The organism is Enterobacter cloacae complex sp. IR5403, from assembly GCF_049238705.1.
Classification (GTDB): Bacteria; Pseudomonadota; Gammaproteobacteria; order Enterobacterales; family Enterobacteriaceae; genus Enterobacter; species Enterobacter hormaechei_C.
Genome location: NZ_JBMKHP010000025.1, coordinates 15,437 through 32,498 on the forward strand (window position 1 = coordinate 15,437; position 17,062 = coordinate 32,498).

Annotated in this window: 16 protein-coding genes, 2 tRNA genes and 1 rRNA gene; 7 read left to right on the forward strand and 12 right to left on the reverse strand. The window is 53.4% G+C overall.

The window, feature by feature from the left end:
- Position 1: 1 nt before the first annotated feature.
- Complete coding sequence (locus tag ACOTW6_RS21165) at positions 2 to 1,345, reverse strand: Na(+)-translocating NADH-quinone reductase subunit A (protein ID WP_121479266.1); 1,344 nt, start codon at positions 1,343 to 1,345, stop codon at positions 2 to 4.
- 300 nt (positions 1,346 to 1,645) lie between these two features.
- Here ACOTW6_RS21165 and dpaA point away from each other — a divergent pair, with 300 nt between their 5' ends.
- Positions 1,646 to 2,386 (forward strand): peptidoglycan meso-diaminopimelic acid protein amidase, encoded by a 741-nt coding sequence (gene dpaA, locus ACOTW6_RS21170; RefSeq protein ID WP_006810008.1) that lies wholly within the window; start codon positions 1,646 to 1,648, stop codon positions 2,384 to 2,386.
- On the opposite strand, the gene ACOTW6_RS21175 is transcribed toward dpaA, so the two are convergent.
- Both ACOTW6_RS21175 and lpcA read right to left on the reverse strand, forming a co-directional pair.
- Positions 2,357 to 3,124: a class II glutamine amidotransferase gene (locus tag ACOTW6_RS21175; RefSeq protein ID WP_017383120.1), complete on the reverse strand. Its 768-nt coding sequence runs from the start codon at positions 3,122 to 3,124 to the stop codon at positions 2,357 to 2,359. The genes dpaA and ACOTW6_RS21175 overlap by 30 nt on opposite strands.
- 48 nt (positions 3,125 to 3,172) lie before the next feature.
- Positions 3,173 to 3,751, reverse strand: coding sequence for a D-sedoheptulose 7-phosphate isomerase (lpcA, locus tag ACOTW6_RS21180; protein ID WP_003863232.1), 579 nt, complete (start codon positions 3,749 to 3,751; stop codon positions 3,173 to 3,175).
- 239 nt (positions 3,752 to 3,990) lie between these two features.
- Between lpcA and fadE the strand changes: the two genes are divergently transcribed.
- Both fadE and ACOTW6_RS21190 read left to right on the forward strand, forming a co-directional pair.
- Positions 3,991 to 6,435: an acyl-CoA dehydrogenase FadE gene (gene fadE / locus ACOTW6_RS21185; protein ID WP_213789425.1), complete on the forward strand. Its 2,445-nt coding sequence runs from the start codon at positions 3,991 to 3,993 to the stop codon at positions 6,433 to 6,435.
- Between the two features lie 107 nt (positions 6,436 to 6,542).
- On the forward strand, positions 6,543 to 7,313 hold the full coding sequence (locus tag ACOTW6_RS21190) for an amidohydrolase (protein WP_047052437.1): 771 nt from the start codon (positions 6,543 to 6,545) through the stop codon (positions 7,311 to 7,313).
- A gap of 100 nt (positions 7,314 to 7,413) precedes the next feature.
- Here the strand turns inward: ACOTW6_RS21190 and ACOTW6_RS21195 are convergent.
- Both ACOTW6_RS21195 and dnaQ read right to left on the reverse strand, forming a co-directional pair.
- Positions 7,414 to 7,490 (reverse strand) — tRNA-Asp (locus ACOTW6_RS21195).
- A 132-nt stretch (positions 7,491 to 7,622) separates the two neighbouring features.
- On the reverse strand, positions 7,623 to 8,354 hold the full coding sequence (gene dnaQ / locus ACOTW6_RS21200; protein WP_003863237.1) for a DNA polymerase III subunit epsilon: 732 nt from the start codon (positions 8,352 to 8,354) through the stop codon (positions 7,623 to 7,625).
- On the opposite strand from dnaQ, the gene rnhA reads away from it, so the two are divergent.
- Complete coding sequence (rnhA, locus tag ACOTW6_RS21205; protein WP_160840538.1) at positions 8,308 to 8,886, forward strand: ribonuclease HI; 579 nt, start codon at positions 8,308 to 8,310, stop codon at positions 8,884 to 8,886. The two genes, dnaQ and rnhA, sit on opposite strands and share 47 nt — an antisense overlap.
- On the opposite strand, the gene ACOTW6_RS21210 is transcribed toward rnhA, so the two are convergent.
- Entirely contained in the window at positions 8,887 to 9,603 is a 717-nt protein-coding gene (locus ACOTW6_RS21210) for a class I SAM-dependent methyltransferase (RefSeq protein WP_017383714.1), read from the reverse strand.
- Between the two features lie 32 nt (positions 9,604 to 9,635).
- Between ACOTW6_RS21210 and gloB the strand changes: the two genes are divergently transcribed.
- Positions 9,636 to 10,394: a hydroxyacylglutathione hydrolase gene (gene gloB / locus ACOTW6_RS21215; protein WP_121479269.1), complete on the forward strand. Its 759-nt coding sequence runs from the start codon at positions 9,636 to 9,638 to the stop codon at positions 10,392 to 10,394.
- 68 nt (positions 10,395 to 10,462) lie between these two features.
- Entirely contained in the window at positions 10,463 to 11,827 is a 1,365-nt protein-coding gene (gene mltD, locus ACOTW6_RS21220) for a murein transglycosylase D (protein ID WP_062933693.1), read from the forward strand.
- Positions 11,828 to 11,879: 52 nt separating this feature from the next.
- On the opposite strand, the gene ACOTW6_RS21225 is transcribed toward mltD, so the two are convergent.
- From ACOTW6_RS21225 to ACOTW6_RS21235, 3 genes are all read right to left on the reverse strand, one after another.
- Entirely contained in the window at positions 11,880 to 12,653 is a 774-nt protein-coding gene (locus tag ACOTW6_RS21225; RefSeq protein ID WP_015571390.1) for a class I SAM-dependent methyltransferase, read from the reverse strand.
- 77 nt (positions 12,654 to 12,730) lie between these two features.
- Positions 12,731 to 13,531: an endonuclease/exonuclease/phosphatase family protein gene (locus ACOTW6_RS21230; RefSeq protein WP_032621812.1), complete on the reverse strand. Its 801-nt coding sequence runs from the start codon at positions 13,529 to 13,531 to the stop codon at positions 12,731 to 12,733.
- Positions 13,532 to 13,668: 137 nt separating this feature from the next.
- Positions 13,669 to 14,844, reverse strand: coding sequence for an MFS transporter (locus ACOTW6_RS21235; protein WP_047738142.1), 1,176 nt, complete (start codon positions 14,842 to 14,844; stop codon positions 13,669 to 13,671).
- 103 nt (positions 14,845 to 14,947) lie between these two features.
- On the opposite strand from ACOTW6_RS21235, the gene yafC reads away from it, so the two are divergent.
- Positions 14,948 to 15,853, forward strand: a complete 906-nt coding sequence (yafC, locus tag ACOTW6_RS21240; protein ID WP_015571393.1) for a DNA-binding transcriptional regulator YafC — start codon at positions 14,948 to 14,950, stop codon at positions 15,851 to 15,853.
- A gap of 30 nt (positions 15,854 to 15,883) precedes the next feature.
- On the opposite strand, the gene dkgB is transcribed toward yafC, so the two are convergent.
- The 3 genes from dkgB to rrf all read right to left on the reverse strand — a co-directional run.
- Positions 15,884 to 16,687: a 2,5-didehydrogluconate reductase DkgB gene (dkgB, locus tag ACOTW6_RS21245; RefSeq protein ID WP_062933692.1), complete on the reverse strand. Its 804-nt coding sequence runs from the start codon at positions 16,685 to 16,687 to the stop codon at positions 15,884 to 15,886.
- A 160-nt stretch (positions 16,688 to 16,847) separates the two neighbouring features.
- Positions 16,848 to 16,924: transfer RNA gene (locus ACOTW6_RS21250), tRNA-Asp, on the reverse strand.
- 55 nt (positions 16,925 to 16,979) lie between these two features.
- A 5S ribosomal RNA gene (gene rrf / locus ACOTW6_RS21255) occupies positions 16,980 to 17,062 on the reverse strand; the annotation flags it as partial.

Here is a 17,062-nt window from a genome sequence, read left to right on the forward strand (position 1 = left end):
GTTATCCTTCCTGCTCAATGCGGGTTAACACCTCGCGCAATACGGGTCCATATTCGTATTTACCTGGACACACATAGGTACACAGCGCCAGATCTTCTTCGTCCAGCTCCAGACAGCCCAGCGCCTGGGCACCGTCGGTATCGCCGGCCAGGAGATCGCGCAGCAGCACGGTGGGCAGAATATCCAGCGGCATCACGCGTTCGTAGTTGCCAATCGGAACCATGGCGCGCTCACCGCCGTTGGTGCTGGTGGAGAAGTTAAACAGCTTACGACGCAGGAAGTGGCCGAGCGTGGTGCGGGTTACCGAGTATTTTTCTGCGCCAGGCAGCACCCAGCCGAACAGCTCTTTCTCGCGTCCTTCAAGCACCACGCTCACCTGAAGATGGAAACGACCCAGCCAGGCCATCGGGCCTGTCGCGTGCCTGCCGCTCAGCACCGAACCGGAAATAATACGGTTTTCACCCTCTTTCGTTTCGCCAGCCAACAGCGCCGTCAGGTCTGCCCCAAGCAGCGTGCGAACCAGACGCGGTTGGGTTGCCTGAGGGCCGCCGATGGCAATAATGCGTTCTGCGCACAGCTCACCCGTGGTGAACAGCTTACCGATAGCGATCACGTCCTGATAATTAAGATGCCAGACCTGTTTCGTCAGGCTTACCGGCTCCAGGAAATGAATATGCGTTCCCACCAGCCCCGCCGGATGCGGACCGGCAAATTCATTAAAGGCTACCTGCCCTTGCGGATGCCCGCCCAGCTTACCGCCGCTGGCCTGGCAGACATGCACTTTGCCCGGCGTCAGGCGCGTTAACACAGTGAGGCCGGCATCGAAAGCTTTGCGTTCCGCCAGGATAAGAGGCTGCGGATCTGCGCTGAGCGGGTTGGTGTCGATGGCCGTGACGAAGATAGCGGCTGGCACAGTGCCAGGCACGGGCGTTTTGCTATAGGGCCGCGTGCGAAGCGCCGTCCACACTCCCGACTCCAGCAGTTGCGTCTGCACCGCGTCGCGGCTGAGGGTAGCGAGATCGGCGGCGTCAAAACGCGCAAATTCGCGTTTCTCATCGCCTTCAATTTGAATAACTACCGATTGCAGAACGCGACGCTCACCACGATGGATGGCGACAACGGTGCCGCTGGCTGGGGCTGTAAACATAACGCCAGGATTTTTTTTATCCTCGAAGAGCGCCTGGCCTTTTATTACGCGATCGCCTTCCTGTACCAGCATCGCGGGACGCATGCCCACGTAATCATCACCGACAATAGCGACATGATGAATACTGGCGCCGGTGGTAACGTGCTGTTCAGGCACGCCAGAGATTGGCAGATCGAGTCCTTTTCTGATTCTAAACATGTGGTTAGCAGGTATCCATGAACAACAATCCAGAGAGGCCGAAGTGTACCATTTTCGGCCCTGCCAGGGGCAGCAAATCCGCCGTCTGACGCGCTGAAATGCGAGCTATTGCGCAAAGTTCCTGGAGTCAGGACAATGTGAATGGGTTATAAAGTAAAACTAATTTGTAAACGCAAAGGTTGGCTCTTGCGAAAATCTCCATCGGTGCTAATGTGAGCGCTCCTGTCCAGATTAGTCTGATTTCGGGTGTCTTTTGCCGTTCTGGCAAGTTGGTCATTGTTTTATCAAGGAACCAGTAGTATGCGTAAAATCGCATTGTTCATTGCGATGCTTCTGATACCGTGCATGTCGTTTGCCGGGCTGCTTGGCAGTAATAGTTCAACGACGCCGGTCAGCAAAGAGTATAAACAGCAGTTGATGGGCTCCCCGGTTTATATTCAAATCTTCAAGGAAGAGCGCACACTCGATCTGTTTGTCAAAATGGGCGAGACGTATCAGCTGCTCGATAGCTACAAAATCTGTAACTATTCTGGCGGGCTGGGGCCGAAACAGCGCCAGGGTGACTTCAAAAGTCCGGAAGGGTTTTACAACGTTCAGCGTAACCAGCTAAAACCGGACAGCCGCTTCTATAAAGCGATTAACATCGGTTTCCCCAATGCCTTCGACCGTGCGCACGGTTACGAAGGGAAATACCTGATGATTCACGGTGCCTGCGTGTCTGTCGGTTGTTATGCGATGACGGATTCCGGCATTGATGAAATCTTCCAGTTTGTCACGGGCGCACTGGTCTTCGGTCAGCCGAATGTTCAGGTCAGCATCTATCCGTTCCGTATGACGGATGCGAACATGGCGCGCCATAAGTACTCTGTTTACACAGATTTCTGGAAACAGCTAAAACCAGGCTATGACTACTTCGAGCAGACCCATAAGCCGCCGGTGGTGTCCATCGTCAATGGCCGTTACGTGGTGAGTAAACCGCTCAGCCATGAAGTGGTTCAGCCGCAGCTGGCGTCAAATTACGCGGTCCCCGAGACAAAATAGCGCCCACTCGCCTGGCATGATCTTTTGCCAGGTTTCGTTGCCCGTCAGCGGCTGCGTTGCAATGACAGTGACCACATCGTTCGGTGTGGTCTCCTTCTGAAAATCAATTTCCACGTCCTGATCGAGCAGCGTGGCGACGCCAAACGGCGCACGACGGGTGATCCAGAACAGATTCGTCGAGCAGAACGCCATCACGTAGCGCCCGTCAGACAGCAGCATATTAAAGACGCCCTTCTCGCGTAACTCAGACGCCAGTGACGCTATGTACTTAAAAACGGCGGTCATGTTGCCGGGCGTACGGGGGTAGCGCTCGGTCAGCTTGTGCAGCAGCCAGCAAAATGCTTTTTCGCTGTCCGTTTCACCGACAGGACGAAAATTGCCGGTTTCCAGTGATTTATAGCCCGAGAGCTGCCCGTTGTGCGCATAGGTCCAGTTACGGCCCCACAGTTCACGGGTAAACGGATGGGTATTTTCCAGCGCCACTTCGCCGCGATTTGCCTGGCGGATATGGGCGATCACCGAACAGGATTTAATAGGATAGTCCTGCACCAGTCTGGCAATGGGTGAGTTAAAGCTGGGTTGTGGATCTTTAAACGTGCGACATCCTTTGCCTTCGTAGAAGGTAATACCCCAGCCGTCTTTATGCGGCCCGGTTCCTCCACCGCGCTGAACCAGCCCGGTAAAACTAAAGCAGATATCGGTTGGCACATTGGCGCTCATCCCGAGCAGTTCGCACATAGATCACCTCCACAACAGCGGGGGGCACCGGCGCCCCCCAGCGAAGTCTTACTTAACCATCTCTTTTTCAATCAGCTGGATCAGGATGTGGATCACTTTGATGTGAATCTCCTGAACGCGATCCGCATAACCGAAGTGTGGAACACGGATTTCAATGTCCGCTGTACCGTCCATCTTACCGCCGTCTTTCCCGGTCAGGGTGATCACTTTCATGCCCTTCTCACGCGCGGCGGCGATCGCTTTGATCACGTTAGCGGAGTTACCGGACGTAGAGATACCCAGCAGCACGTCGCCTTCACGGCCTACGGCTTCAACGTAGCGGGAAAAGATGTGATCGTAACCGAAGTCGTTGCCTACACAGGAGATGTGGCTCACGTCGGAAATCGCAATCGCCGGGTAGCCCGGACGGTTTTCACGATAGCGCCCGGTCAGCTCTTCGGCGAAGTGCATGGCGTCACAGTGGGAACCGCCGTTACCGCAGGAGAGCACTTTGCCGCCGGCTTTGAAGCTGTCGGCAAGCAGGACCGCCGCGCGCTGAATAGCGTGAATATTGGCATCATCTTTCAGAAAGTTCGCCAGCGTTTCCGCCGCTTCGTTCAGTTCGTTACGAATAAGATCCTGGTACATGAGGATAATCCTTCAGTATTGATGAAATAACACAGTGGAGTGTACCGGATAGCAGTAAAAGCGAGAAGCTAAAGCCATGCGAATCGTCCGGCGTTTTGATTTTTTGTGCCGGCTAAAACGCGAACAATGTGAACCAGGTTGTAATTATTTTGTAAACACATTGCTAAAGGAAATAACATCAACTACAACCATATCATCACAAGTGGTCAGACCTCCTACAAGCAAGGGAGCTTTTCTTTATGATGATTTTGAGCATTCTCGCAACCGTTGTACTGCTCGGTGTGTTGTTCTATCACCGTGTCAGTTTATTCCTGAGTAGCCTGATTCTTCTGGCCTGGACGGCTGCACTTGGCGTCGCTGGCCTGTGGAATATCTGGGTTCTTATTCCTCTGGCCATCATTTTACTGCCGTTCAACCTGACGCCGATGCGTAAGTCGATGATCTCCGCCCCGGTGTTCAGGGGATTCCGTAAAGTGATGCCGCCGATGTCGCGTACAGAGAAAGAAGCGATTGACGCCGGTACGACCTGGTGGGAAGGCGATCTGTTCCAGGGCAACCCCGACTGGAAAAAGCTTCACAACTATCCGCAGCCGCGTCTGACCGCCGAAGAACAAGCCTTTATTGATGGTCCGGTAGAAGAAGCGTGCCGCATGGCAAACGACTTTGCCATCACTCACGAAATGGCCGATCTGCCGCCTGAGCTATGGGCATATCTGAAAGAGCATCGCTTCTTCGCGATGATCATTAAGAAAGAGTATGGCGGTCTGGAATTCTCCGCTTACGCTCAGGCTCGGGTGCTGCAAAAACTGGCGGGTGTCTCCGGGATCCTGGCGATCACCGTTGGCGTGCCAAACTCCTTAGGCCCGGGCGAGCTGTTACAGCATTACGGTACAGAAGAGCAGAAAGATCACTACCTGCCGCGTCTGGCGCGTGGTCAGGAAATTCCGTGCTTCGCGCTGACCAGCCCGGAAGCTGGCTCCGATGCGGGCGCGATTCCGGATACCGGCGTGGTTTGCATGGGCGAGTGGCAGGGCCAGCAGGTGCTGGGCATGCGCCTGACCTGGAACAAACGTTATATCACCCTCGCGCCTATCGCTACGGTGCTGGGCCTGGCCTTTAAGCTCTCTGACCCTGAAAGACTGCTGGGCGGTGAAGAAGAGCTGGGTATTACCTGTGCGCTGATCCCAACCTCAACACCGGGCGTTGAAATTGGTCGCCGTCACTTCCCGCTGAACGTACCCTTCCAGAACGGTCCTACCCGCGGTCAGGATATCTTTGTCCCGATTGATTACATCATCGGTGGCCCGAAAATGGCCGGTCAGGGCTGGCGTATGCTGGTGGAATGTCTGTCTGTGGGCCGCGGCATTACCCTGCCGTCGAACTCAACCGGCGGTCTGAAATCGGTGGCGATGGGGATTGGGGCTTACGCGCATATCCGCCGTCAGTTCAAAATCTCCATCGGCAAGATGGAAGGTATCGAAGAGCCGCTGGCGCGTATTGCGGGCAATGCCTACGTGATGGACGCCGCAGCCTCGCTGATTACCTACGGCATTATGCTGGGCGAAAAACCCGCCGTGCTGTCGGCAATTGTGAAGTACCACTGTACCCACCGCGCACAGCAGTCAATTATTGATGCAATGGATATCGCAGGCGGTAAAGGTATCATGCTCGGCGAAGGCAACTTCCTGGCGCGCGGCTATCAGGGTGCGCCGATTGCCATCACCGTGGAAGGGGCAAACATCCTGACCCGCAGCATGATGATCTTCGGCCAGGGTGCGATTCGTTGCCATCCGTACGTGCTGGAAGAGATGGCTGCCGCGCAGAATAATGATGTGGATGCCTTCGACAAGCTGCTGTTCAAACATATCGGTCACGTCGGTAGCAACAAGGTGCGCAGCTTCTGGCTGGGCCTGACGCGCGGGCTGACCAGCGCGACGCCAACCGGCGATGCGACCAAACGTTACTACCAGCACCTGAACCGTCTGAGCGCCAACCTGGCCCTGCTGTCTGACGTCTCAATGGCCGTCCTGGGCGGTAGCCTGAAGCGTCGCGAACGTATCTCCGCCCGTCTGGGTGATGTGCTGAGCCAGATCTTCCTGGCCTCTGCGGTGCTGAAACGCTACGACGATGAAGGCCGTCAGGAAGCGGATCTGCCGCTGGTACACTGGGGCGTGCAGGATGCGATGTATCAGGCCGAACAGGCAATTGACGATCTGCTGGCGAACTTCCCGAACCGCTTCGTAGCGGGTGCCCTGCGCGTCGTGATCTTCCCGACCGGTCGTCATCACCTGGCGCCGTCCGACAAGCTGGATCACAAGGTAGCGAAGATCCTCCAGGTACCGAGCGCAACCCGCTCTCGTATTGGTCGGGGTCAATATCTGGCGCCTACCCCGCATAACCCGGTAGGTTTGCTGGAAGAGGCGCTGCTTGACGTGATGGCCGCCGACCCGATTCACCAGAAGATCTGCAAACAGCTGGGCAAAAACCTGCCGTTTACACGACTGGATGAGCTGGCAAAACAGGCGCTGGCGGGTGGCATCATCGACAACAGCGAAGCTGCGATTCTGGTGAAAGCCGAAGAGAGCCGTCTGCGCAGTATTAATGTGGATGATTTCGAACCTGAAGAGCTGGCAACACAGCCGGTAAAGCTGCCAGAGAAGCACCGTAAACCTGAAGCGGCATAAGGTATTTTGCTCTCACAAACCCCGCCCCGCGCGGGGTTTTTTATTGCCACATTTTCTGGTAATGACGTGCTACAGTGTCAAAAAGTGTTTATTAAGGAGCCTGTATCGTGCCTGGTTTAAAGATTTCTGTTTTGCAGCAACCTTTAGTGTGGATGGACGGCCCCGCCAACCTTCGCCATTTTGATCGCCAGCTGGAAGAGATTACCGGACGCGATGTGATTGTCCTGCCGGAGATGTTCACCACAGGTTTCGCGATGGAGGCAGCAAAACAGTCCATGCCGCAGGACGAGGTGGTGGCCTGGATGCACGCCAGGGCGCAGGAAACAAACGCGCTGATTGCCGGTAGCGTCGCACTCCAGACCGGGCGCGGACCGGTCAACCGCTTCCTGCTGGTCGAGCCGGAAGGAAACGTCCATTTCTACGATAAGCGCCACCTGTTCCGCATGGCGGATGAACATCAACATTATGAAGCCGGAAGCGAACGCGTGGTATTTGAATGGCGCGGCTGGCGTATTCTGCCGCTGGTCTGCTATGACCTGCGCTTCCCGGTGTGGTCGCGCAACCGCAACGATTATGACCTGGCGTTGTACGTCGCCAACTGGCCCGCCCCACGCTCGCTGCACTGGCAGGCTTTACTGACCGCGCGCGCGATTGAAAATCAGGCTTATGTCGTTGGCTGTAACCGCGTAGGAACGGACGGCAACGGGCATCACTATCGCGGTGACAGCCGGGTGATCAGTCCGCAGGGTGAGATTATTGCCACCGCCGAGCCGCATCAGGCAACACGAATTGACGCTGAGATCTCGTTAACGGCGCTAAAGGAGTATCGGGAGAAATTTCCGGCCTGGCAGGATGCAGATCCGTTTACGATCGGATAAACGCAACCCGCGATGTTACCCTGGCTTATCGCCTTGCGTAACATCAGGGAAAATCAGAAATGAAAAAGGCCCACGTTATAAATAACGTGGGCCTGAATAGTGGCGGAACGGACGGGACTCGAACCCGCGACCCCCTGCGTGACAGGCAGGTATTCTAACCGACTGAACTACCGCTCCACTGTTCCCGTTTGGGGAACGAGGCGAATATTACGGTTTGCCTCTGAACTCGTCAACGCTTTTTCTCAGGTTTTGAATCGTTTGCTGCAAAATTCACCCAAACGGTGATTTAACAAACGTTTCGGCACATTTTCACGTGCGCCACAGACAGCTTCCGCCCTTCTTCTGCACTAAATCGAGACGAGATTCATGGTTCATCAGTTCTTCATCACTGGCTAAAACAACCCGCAGGCGATTCGCCTGACGCACAATGCGCTGAATTCCCCCTTCATCCCGCGTCTGCTGGGATTCATTTTCCATACTGAATTTCATCGACGTTTGCCCGCCGGTCATGGTCAGGTAGACATCGGCCAGGATCTGGGCATCGAGCAATGCGCCGTGCAGCGTTCGCTTGGTGTTGTCTATCTCATAGCGAGAGCACAGGGCATCAAGGCTGTTACGCTTGCCGGGGAACATCTTCCTTGCCAGCGCCAGGCTATCCGTGACTTTACAGAACGTATTCGTCTTCGGAATATCGCGGTTGAGCTTGCTGAACTCATAGTCCATAAAGCCGATATCGAACGACGCGTTATGAATGACAAGTTCCGCACCTCTGATGTAGTCGAGAAATTCATCTGCGACGTCGGCAAAGGTGGGCTTATCCAGCAAAAACTCATCGGCAATGCCGTGAACGCCGAACGCTTCCGGGTCCACCAGCCGATCGGGTTTGAGGTAAACGTGGAAGTTGTTGCCCGTAAGACGACGGTTCACCACTTCAACGGCACCAATCTCAATGATTTTGTGCCCTTCGTAGTGGGCGCCAATCTGGTTCATACCGGTGGTTTCGGTATCAAGAACAATCTGGCGAGTAATTGCAGTGCTCATAGCGGTCATTTATGTCAGACTTATCGTTTTACTGAACGTTTCAAATACAGGAAGTCTACCAGAGATGCGTAAACAGGTAGAAATTTTCACCGATGGATCTTGTCTCGGTAACCCAGGGCCCGGCGGCTATGGCGCCATTATGCGCTATCGCCAGCATGAAAAAACATTTAGTGAAGGCTATTTCCTGACCACCAACAACCGCATGGAGTTGATGGCGGCCATCGTGGCGCTGGAAGCGTTAAAAGAGCATTGTGACGTGGTGCTGAGTACCGACAGCCAGTATGTCCGCCAGGGCATTACCCAATGGATCCACAACTGGAAAAAACGGGGCTGGAAAACGGCAGAGAAAAAGCCCGTCAAGAATGTCGATCTCTGGAAGCGTCTTGATGCCGCCCTCGGACAGCACGAAATCAAATGGGAGTGGGTAAAGGGGCACGCCGGTCACCCAGAAAACGAACGCTGTGACGAGCTGGCTCGCGCGGCGGCATCCAACCCGACCCATGAGGATGCAGGTTATCAACCTGAATCCTGATCACGGTTTTTTGTACTGCCGCGTGGCCCCCACGGTCTGGCGGATCCGCGTTTTTGATTTGCTTTGCTTCATCGGGTTGAGCGTAAGGGGGATCGTCCTCTTACGCGCGACAATAAATTGCATGCAGCCCAGCGCGGGTAAATGGGTGCTTAATAAGACCCCGCCTTTACGCGTCCAGGGGATAACCTGAAAACCCCCGTAGCTCAGCACTTCGAAATTTAACAGTGAAAGCCAGTCCAGCTGGCGCATCATGGTAAACATCCGGCTGTTATACGGCGGCGTGCGACGCAACACGGGCGTTAGTTTACGTAGCCCCATCAGACTCAGCGGATTAAAACCGCTCAGGATCAGCCAGCCGTCATCAATCAAAACGCGGTCGGCTTCCCGCAGCAAACGATGGGGATCGCTGCACCAGGGCAGCGTGTGGGCGAGCAGACAGGCATCAATGGATTTTTCCGCAAACGGCAAATGCAGCGGATCCGCTTTCACCTGAACCGGGGAGCCATTAAGCGATACGCTAACCTGATGCGAGATAGCGCAGCTTTCGGTATTGATTTCTGCGCTCAGATTGCCAATCTTAAGCAGGTGAAAACCATACATTTTCGCGAGCCAGGGTTTAAGCTGAAGCTCTAAGGCCTCGCGATAATATTCACCCCAGGGCAACTCTGCCCAACGTTCCGGTGGTGCGACAGTCTGAGGTATCCTTGCCGGTTTCATCAAAACACCCGCCACGCTATAAGAGGTAATGCATGAATCTTATCAGTATTTCCGCCTTTCAGGACAATTACATCTGGGTTTTAGTCGACGACGATCGCAGATGCATCATTGTTGATCCAGGCGAATCCGCACCGATCCTGCACGCGCTAAAAGAAAACTCCTGGCAGCCGGAAGCGATCCTCCTTACCCATCACCATCACGATCATGTCGGCGGTGTTCCCGATCTCCTTGCGCGCTATCCCCATCTTCCTGTCTACGGACCAGCTGAGACACAGGATAAGGGTACGACGCAAGTTGTCGAAGAAGGCGAAAGTATCCTCATCCTCGGGTGGGAGTTTTCCGTATTTGCTACGCCAGGTCACACTTCCGGTCATCTCTGTTTCTACAGCAAACCTTATCTGTTTTGTGGCGATACGCTGTTTTCTGGCGGCTGTGGAAGGCTGTTTGAAGGCACGCCAGAACAGATGTATCAATCTTTACAGAAAATTAATGCGCTGCCAGCCGACACCGTAATTTGTTGCGCACATGAGTATACATTAGGGAATATGAAGTTTGCTGCAAGCGTGCTGCCTGAGGATCGGGCGATTCAGGATTATTACCAGAAAGTGAAGGAGTTACGTGCAAAAAACCAAAAAACACTCCCCGTAATTCTGAAAAATGAGCGACAAATAAATTTATTTTTAAGAACTGATGATGTTGATTTAATTAATAAAATTAATCAAGAAACAAATTTGTTACAACCTGAAGCGCGATTTGCATGGTTAAGGTCAAAGAAAGATAACTTCAGATAATTGCGGGTTGCCTTTTCAAAATTTCGCCGTTATCATCGCTCGTCTTTTAAGCAACTATTGACACACACATGAAGGCAAAAGCGATATTACTCGCCTCTGTCCTGCTTGTAGGTTGCCAGTCACAAAACGGCAGCAACGTACAACAGCACGCACAGAGCCTTTCTGCGGCTGGTCAAGGGGAAGCAGGGAAGTTTACGAGTCAGGCGCGATGGTTGGACGATGGGACATCCTTCGCGCAGGAACAAGACTTGTGGGCCTCTATTGGCGACGAGCTAAAGATGGGAATTCCGGAAAACAGCCGGATTCGCGAACAGAAACAGAAGTATTTGAGAAATAAGAGCTATCTCCACGATGTAACATTACGGGCAGAGCCGTATATGTACTGGATAGCCGGGCAAGTTAAGAAACGTAACATGCCTATGGAACTGGTACTACTACCCATAGTGGAGAGCGCTTTTGACCCGCACGCGACGTCTGGCGCCAATGCAGCAGGCATCTGGCAGATCATTCCGAGCACAGGGCGAAATTATGGTTTAAAGCAGACCCGCAACTACGATGCGCGTCGTGATGTTGTCGCTTCAACGACAGCCGCTCTCGACATGATGCAACGTCTGAACAAGATGTTTGACGGCGACTGGTTATTGACTGTCGCGGCGTATAACAGTGGTGAAGGTCGTGTACTGAAGGCAATGAAAGCGAATAAAGCGCGTGGAAAATCCACAGACTTCTGGTCGCTCTCACTGCCACAGGAAACAAAGATTTACGTACCGAAAATGCTGGCACTGAGTGACATTCTCAAGAACAGCAAACGTTACGGTGTACAACTGCCAACACCAGACGAAAGTCGTGCACTGGCGCGTGTCCGCCTCAGCAGCCCGGTTGATATTCAACAGGTTGCCGATATGACGGGTATGTCGGTAAGTAAGCTTAAAACCTTTAATGCAGGTGTTAAAGGCTCCACGCTGGGTGCTAGTGGCCCACGCTATGTGATGATTCCGCAGAAACATGCGGAACAGTTACGAGAGTCTTTAGCTTCGGGTGAAATTGCAGCCGTTCAGTCCACGCTGATCGCTGATACGTCGCCTGTAAGCAGCCGCAGCTATAAGGTGCGTTCAGGTGATACGCTTTCAGGTATTGCATCACGTCTTGGCGTGAATGCGAAAGATCTCCAGCAGTGGAATAATCTGCGCGGATCGGGTCTGAAAGTGGGTCAAACGCTGACCATAGGTGCAGGTAGCAGCGCACAGCGTCTCGCTAAAAACAGCGATAGCATTACCTATCGCGTACGTAAAGGCGACTCGCTGTCCAGTATTGCTAAGCGTCACGGCGTAAACATCAAAGATGTGATGCGCTGGAACAACGATACTGATAACCTGCAACCTGGCGACCAGCTGACGTTGTTTGTGAAAAACAGCGCTACGCCAGATTCCTGATAGTACGATCGCTTGTTAAAAAGGCACCGATTCCCCTCGGTGCCTTTTTTATTTATCCCGCTTTTTGCGCTTCAGCCATAATGGTGTCGCTGGTAAACGAACCATCGTCATGCAGTTCAAAGTACGCCTTCACGTCAGCAGAGGCGCTCTCCTGATACAATCGGATCGCCTGAGTCAAAGCCTCCGGTGTGCGCATCCGCGCAATCCATGACGTAAACTCCAGCGGCAAACGGTCGGTAATCAATGAGCGTGAAATCAAGCCGGCTTCGGTGATAAACGTAAGCCACTCTCCACTGGAGTAGTTTTGCACGTGCGAGGTATCACGCAGCGCTTCAACCGTCTGGAGCCAGATATTTCGTACCGGATGTCCGGGAGACATCACGTCCATGATGATGAAGATTCCGCCCGGTTTGAGTACGCGTTTCACTTCCCGTAATGCCTGCCCCACATCATGCCAGTGGTGTGCAGAGTAACGGCTAATCACAACCTCAAACGACGCATCCTCAAAGGGTAAAGATTCAGCGTAGCCCTGGCGCGTCGTGACGTTATTCAGCCCTTTCGCTTTCGCCGCTTCAGCAACCACATCGAGCATCTGGCTCGATAAGTCATACGCCGTCACCTGAGCAACCTGCTGTGCGGCGGTAAAACTGGCGTGCCCCGCCCCGCAGCCTAAGTCCAGCACGTGCGCGTCAGGAAACGCGGCGAGCCGTTCGCCGAGACGTACCAGATCGCGGCCAGAGGCGTGCACGGCGCTGCTCAGGTAGGCACTTGCCTGAGAACCAAACTGTTTTTCGACGTTGTCATGATGGGAGTGTGTTGTTGTCATGTTGCTGTCCTTTTATGGGTTAAAAAAGAAAGGGCAGCACCCGCACAGGCCTGCCCCACGGCAGACCTGACGCACCATTATTTATCAGGTTTGCCGGGACTGAATTCAACTAGTAGAGGATTATGATCGGAGGCGCGCGTCACCAGAACGGAGGCGTCGTGCACGCTTAAACCCCGATAGAAGACAAAATCGAGAGGACGACCAAACGCTTTCTTGCGCTGGTCATCGTTAAAACGAACTTCACGCAGCGACATTTCACGCGCGAAGCGGTACAACGCGTTCATACGCGGACGGCTCCAGGCATTGAAGTCCCCGGCCATAATGATCGGCCCACTGTGATGAGCAATCTGATCGCCAATGGGAAGTAACTGCTTACTGTACACATCAACCCCCAGGCTGAAGTTCACCGCATGAATGTTTACCACCATCAGCAGACGGGTGTCGGGCAACGGATAGACCGTGACCAGCGCCGATTTTGCCAGACGCAGGATTGGCTCACGTTCACGCAGCGGGCAGCAATAGACCGGATGTGCGGCTGAAAGGGTCATCACCCCAGAAGGATGCTGTGGCAGAACAAAGGCTGGCACCTGATCGGCTGCAAGATAGTTTGTCGTTGCAAACCTGACCAGCTCAGGCGTGGTTTGCGCCTCCTGTAACAGAACCAGATGTGCATCTTTACCAAAATTTTGAAGTACGGATAACCACTCCGCGCGCTGTTGCTTAAAGATGTTCCACACCAGTACGCGAATTTTTTCGTCACTGCTTAATGGAGTGCCCGCTGGTAATGCCTGGCTGAGGCTCGCAAACGACCCCGGAGGCAAGATCCTCTCCGCGGGCATTCCGGCTACATAACGCATGGCATAGGTATTTTTTCGCACTTTCGGAAACGGCCTCTGTAACATGAACCAGCCCGGAAAACGGACTGGTTCTAATGTTATAGGGATTTTAGGTCACACTTTCAACGCAATTACTGAGAAACCGCTTTCCAGTTTTGTAAGCAAGCACTTACTGATACTTATCCAAGCGCGACGCGAGCGGGTTTATCAAGCCGTCCACTCAGCCCAATAAGGAGGAAAGCGACAAGCACAATTACCGCACCAATCCATGGCGTTTGGGTTAATCCAACGTGTTCAACCGTCTGCCCGCCGATAACCGATCCGAGTGCGATACCGATATTGAATGCGGCGATATTCAGGCCGGATGCGACATCCACCGCATTGGGCGTATAGCGTTCGGCTTTCTGTACAACATAGACCTGCAATCCCGGTACGTTACCAAAAGCGAATATTCCCATAACCAATACCGTTACCAGCGCGGCATATTGTATCGACGCGGTGAACTGGAAAATCATCAGCAGGACAACCAGCGCGGCGAAGATAAATTTTAGCGCCGGTACCGCACCATGCTTATCTGCAAGCTTACCGCCCCAGATATTGCCGATTGCGACGGAGATACCGTAGCCCAGTAAAATCCAGCTCACTGCGCCCGGAGAAAAACCAGCCAGCTCCTGCATCATCGGTGCAAGGAAAGTGAACGCAGTGAACACACCTCCATAACCCAGCGCCGTAACGGCATAGATCAGCAGCAGGCGCGGGTGTGTCAGAACCTTAACCTGATCGCTCAGGCTGGCGCTCGCGCGTCCCGGAATACTGGAGGGCACCAGCAGCAGGCTGGCTACCAGAGCAATCACGCCCAACAGCGATACCGCGAGGAAGGTTTCTCGCCAGCCAAAATGTTGCCCAATAAACGTTCCTAACGGCACGCCGGTCACCAGCGCGACGGTTAAGCCGCCAAACATAATCGCAATGGCTGACGCCGCTTTCTCTTTTGGCACCAGGCTGGTTGCAATCGTGGAACCGATGGAGAAGAAGACACCGTGCGCGAGGCCAGTCAGCAAACGGGCAATGACCAGCGTGGTGTAGTCAGGAGCCTGCCACGCCAGAATATTGCCGGCGGTGAAGAGCACCATCAGGGCAACTAACAGTTGTTTACGTGGAAAGCGTCCAGTCAGTGCGGTCAGCACAGGCGCCCCAACAGCGACGCCTAACGCGTAAATAGATACCAGCAGACCGGCAGAAGGCAGCGAAATGGCGAGTTGTTCAGCAATGGTGGGGACAAGTCCTACAATAACAAATTCGGTCGTGCCAATTGCGAAGGCACTGATCGTCAGGGCAAGAAGCGCCAGTGGCATAAATACTCCGTCTCTTCAGGATTAAGATGACAGGCAGTATGCGCCAGTGTTTAAATAACAAAAATGGTTAGAATCTCAATAGAATTTTGCGGATGATGCAATAATGAAAGCCACATCGGAAGAACTGACTATCTTTGTTGCCGTTGTTGAAAGCGGCAGCTTCAGCCGTGCGGCCGAACAGCTCGGGCAGGCGAACTCCGCCATCAGCCGCTCGGTAAAAAAGCTGGAGATGAAGCTCGGGGTGAGCCTGCTCAACAGAACAACGCGGCAGCTCAGCCTGACGGAAGAAGGTGAACGTTATTTTCGCCGCGTACAATCCGTTTTGCAGGAGATGGCGGCAGCTGAGACGGAAATAATGGAGTCACGTAGCACTCCGCGTGGATTGCTACGTATTGATGCGGCGACGCCGGTCGTGCTTCATTTTCTGATGCCGTTAATCAAGCCATTCCGGGAGCGTTACCCGGAGATGACTCTGTCTCTGGTCTCCTCCGAGACGTTTATCAATCTTATTGAGCGTAAAGTTGATGTGGCGATCCGCGCGGGAACCCTGACGGATTCAAGTTTACGCGCTCGCCCTCTGTTCACCAGCTATCGCAAAATTATCGCGTCACCGCAATATATTGCTGAGCATGGCAAACCTGAGACCGTTGAGGAGCTGAAGCAGCACCTGTGCCTGGGCTTTACGGAACCTGTCTCGCTGAATACCTGGCCCGTGGCCTGTCATGACGGACAACTTCATGAGATCACCTGCGGACTTTCGTCTAATAGCGGGGAAACGCTGAAACAGCTTTGTCTTGAAGGAAATGGGATCGCCTGTTTATCAGACTATATGATCGATAAGGAAATAGCTGCGGGTCAGCTTGTAGAACTGATGGCTGACAAACGCTTACCTGTAGAGATGCCTTTTAGCGCAGTGTATTACAGTGACAGAGCGGTAAGTACGCGCATACGCGCTTTTATCGACTTCCTTAGCGAACATATAAAAACAGCTCCCGGAGGAGCTGTGTGAGGGTTTAAGGGTACAGAGGGAGGGCTTTTATTAATCCCAGTCTGGGGCTAACCCTTCCGGGCTGACCAGACGATCGTTGCATTCCAGTGCAGCGATCGCGTTGTTATCTTCATCATCAAGCTGGAGATCCCGCGCTAACAGGTTACTTGCCAGGTTTTCACGTTTGGTTGAAGACGGGATCACGACATAACCTTCACCCATTGCCCATGCCAGAATGACCTGCGCAGCAGTCGCGTTATGTTTCTCAGCGATACGCGTAATCACTTCATCTTTCAGTGCCTTACCATAGGCCAGCGTCATGTATGAGGTGATGTGGATACCGTGCTGTTTCGCCCAGTCCACGACTTTACGGTTTTGCAGGTAAGGAGAGAGTTCAATCTGGTTGGTGGCGATATTTTCTTTACCCACTGCGGCAATCGCCCTTTCCATCAATGGGATAGTGAAGTTAGAGATGCCAATTTCACGCGTTAAGCCCTGCTCTTTCGCTTCCAGCAGCGCCTGCATGAACTCCTCCACAGAGACGGCATCGTCAGGAGATGGCCAGTGGATCAGCGTCAGATCAACATAGTCAGTACGCAGCTTTTTCAGACTTTCCTTCAGGCTTGGGATCAGCTTGTCTTTGCTGAGATTCTCAATCCAGATTTTAGTGGTGATGAAAAGTTCGTCGCGCGGTACGCCACTCTCTTCGATGGCCTGACCTACGGCAGCTTCGTTATCATAAATCTGCGCCGTATCAATAGCACGATAGCCCAACTCGAGTGCGGTTTTAACAGATGCAATAACAACATCGTCTTTCAGGCGGAAAGTGCCCAGACCCAGTGCAGGGATAGTCATATGATTCCTCAATCGTTATGTTCGTAAACTGAGGAGAATTATCGCTGTAGTTGTTATGACGAAAAAGATCGTAAAATGCAGAGGATTTTTGCTAATTTCGCAACAATCAAACGACAGATAAGAAAAAAGCCCTGAGCGTTAGCTCAGGGCTTTTAATAAGTGGCGGAACGGACGGGACTCGAACCCGCGACCCCCTGCGTGACAGGCAGGTATTCTAACCGACTGAACTACCGCTCCACCGAATACTTCTGTAACCACCGGATTCATACACCGGCTTACTACTTAATTTGATGCCTGGCAGTTCCCTACTCTCACATGGGGAGACCCCACACTACCATCGGCGCTACGGCGTTTCACTTCTGAGTTCGGCATGGG

Bases quoted from the DNA above. Each gene is read 5' to 3' on its own strand.
- dnaQ (WP_003863237.1), bottom strand. From the start codon at position 8,354: ATGAGCACTGCAATTACTCGCCAGATTGTTCTTGATACCGAAACCACC.
- ACOTW6_RS21165 (WP_121479266.1), bottom strand. From the start codon at position 1,345: ATGTTTAGAATCAGAAAAGGACTCGATCTGCCAATCTCTGGCGTGCCT.
- yafC (WP_015571393.1), top strand. From the start codon at position 14,948: ATGAAAGCCACATCGGAAGAACTGACTATCTTTGTTGCCGTTGTTGAA.
- mltD (WP_062933693.1), top strand. From the start codon at position 10,463: ATGAAGGCAAAAGCGATATTACTCGCCTCTGTCCTGCTTGTAGGTTGC.
- ACOTW6_RS21175 (WP_017383120.1), bottom strand. From the start codon at position 3,124: ATGTGCGAACTGCTCGGGATGAGCGCCAATGTGCCAACCGATATCTGC.
- ACOTW6_RS21235 (WP_047738142.1), bottom strand. From the start codon at position 14,844: ATGCCACTGGCGCTTCTTGCCCTGACGATCAGTGCCTTCGCAATTGGC.
- dkgB (WP_062933692.1), bottom strand. From the start codon at position 16,687: ATGACTATCCCTGCACTGGGTCTGGGCACTTTCCGCCTGAAAGACGAT.
- gloB (WP_121479269.1), top strand. From the start codon at position 9,636: ATGAATCTTATCAGTATTTCCGCCTTTCAGGACAATTACATCTGGGTT.
- ACOTW6_RS21210 (WP_017383714.1), bottom strand. From the start codon at position 9,603: ATGAAACCGGCAAGGATACCTCAGACTGTCGCACCACCGGAACGTTGG.
- dpaA (WP_006810008.1), top strand. From the start codon at position 1,646: ATGCGTAAAATCGCATTGTTCATTGCGATGCTTCTGATACCGTGCATG.
- ACOTW6_RS21225 (WP_015571390.1), bottom strand. From the start codon at position 12,653: ATGACAACAACACACTCCCATCATGACAACGTCGAAAAACAGTTTGGT.
- lpcA (WP_003863232.1), bottom strand. From the start codon at position 3,751: ATGTACCAGGATCTTATTCGTAACGAACTGAACGAAGCGGCGGAAACG.
- fadE (WP_213789425.1), top strand. From the start codon at position 3,991: ATGATGATTTTGAGCATTCTCGCAACCGTTGTACTGCTCGGTGTGTTG.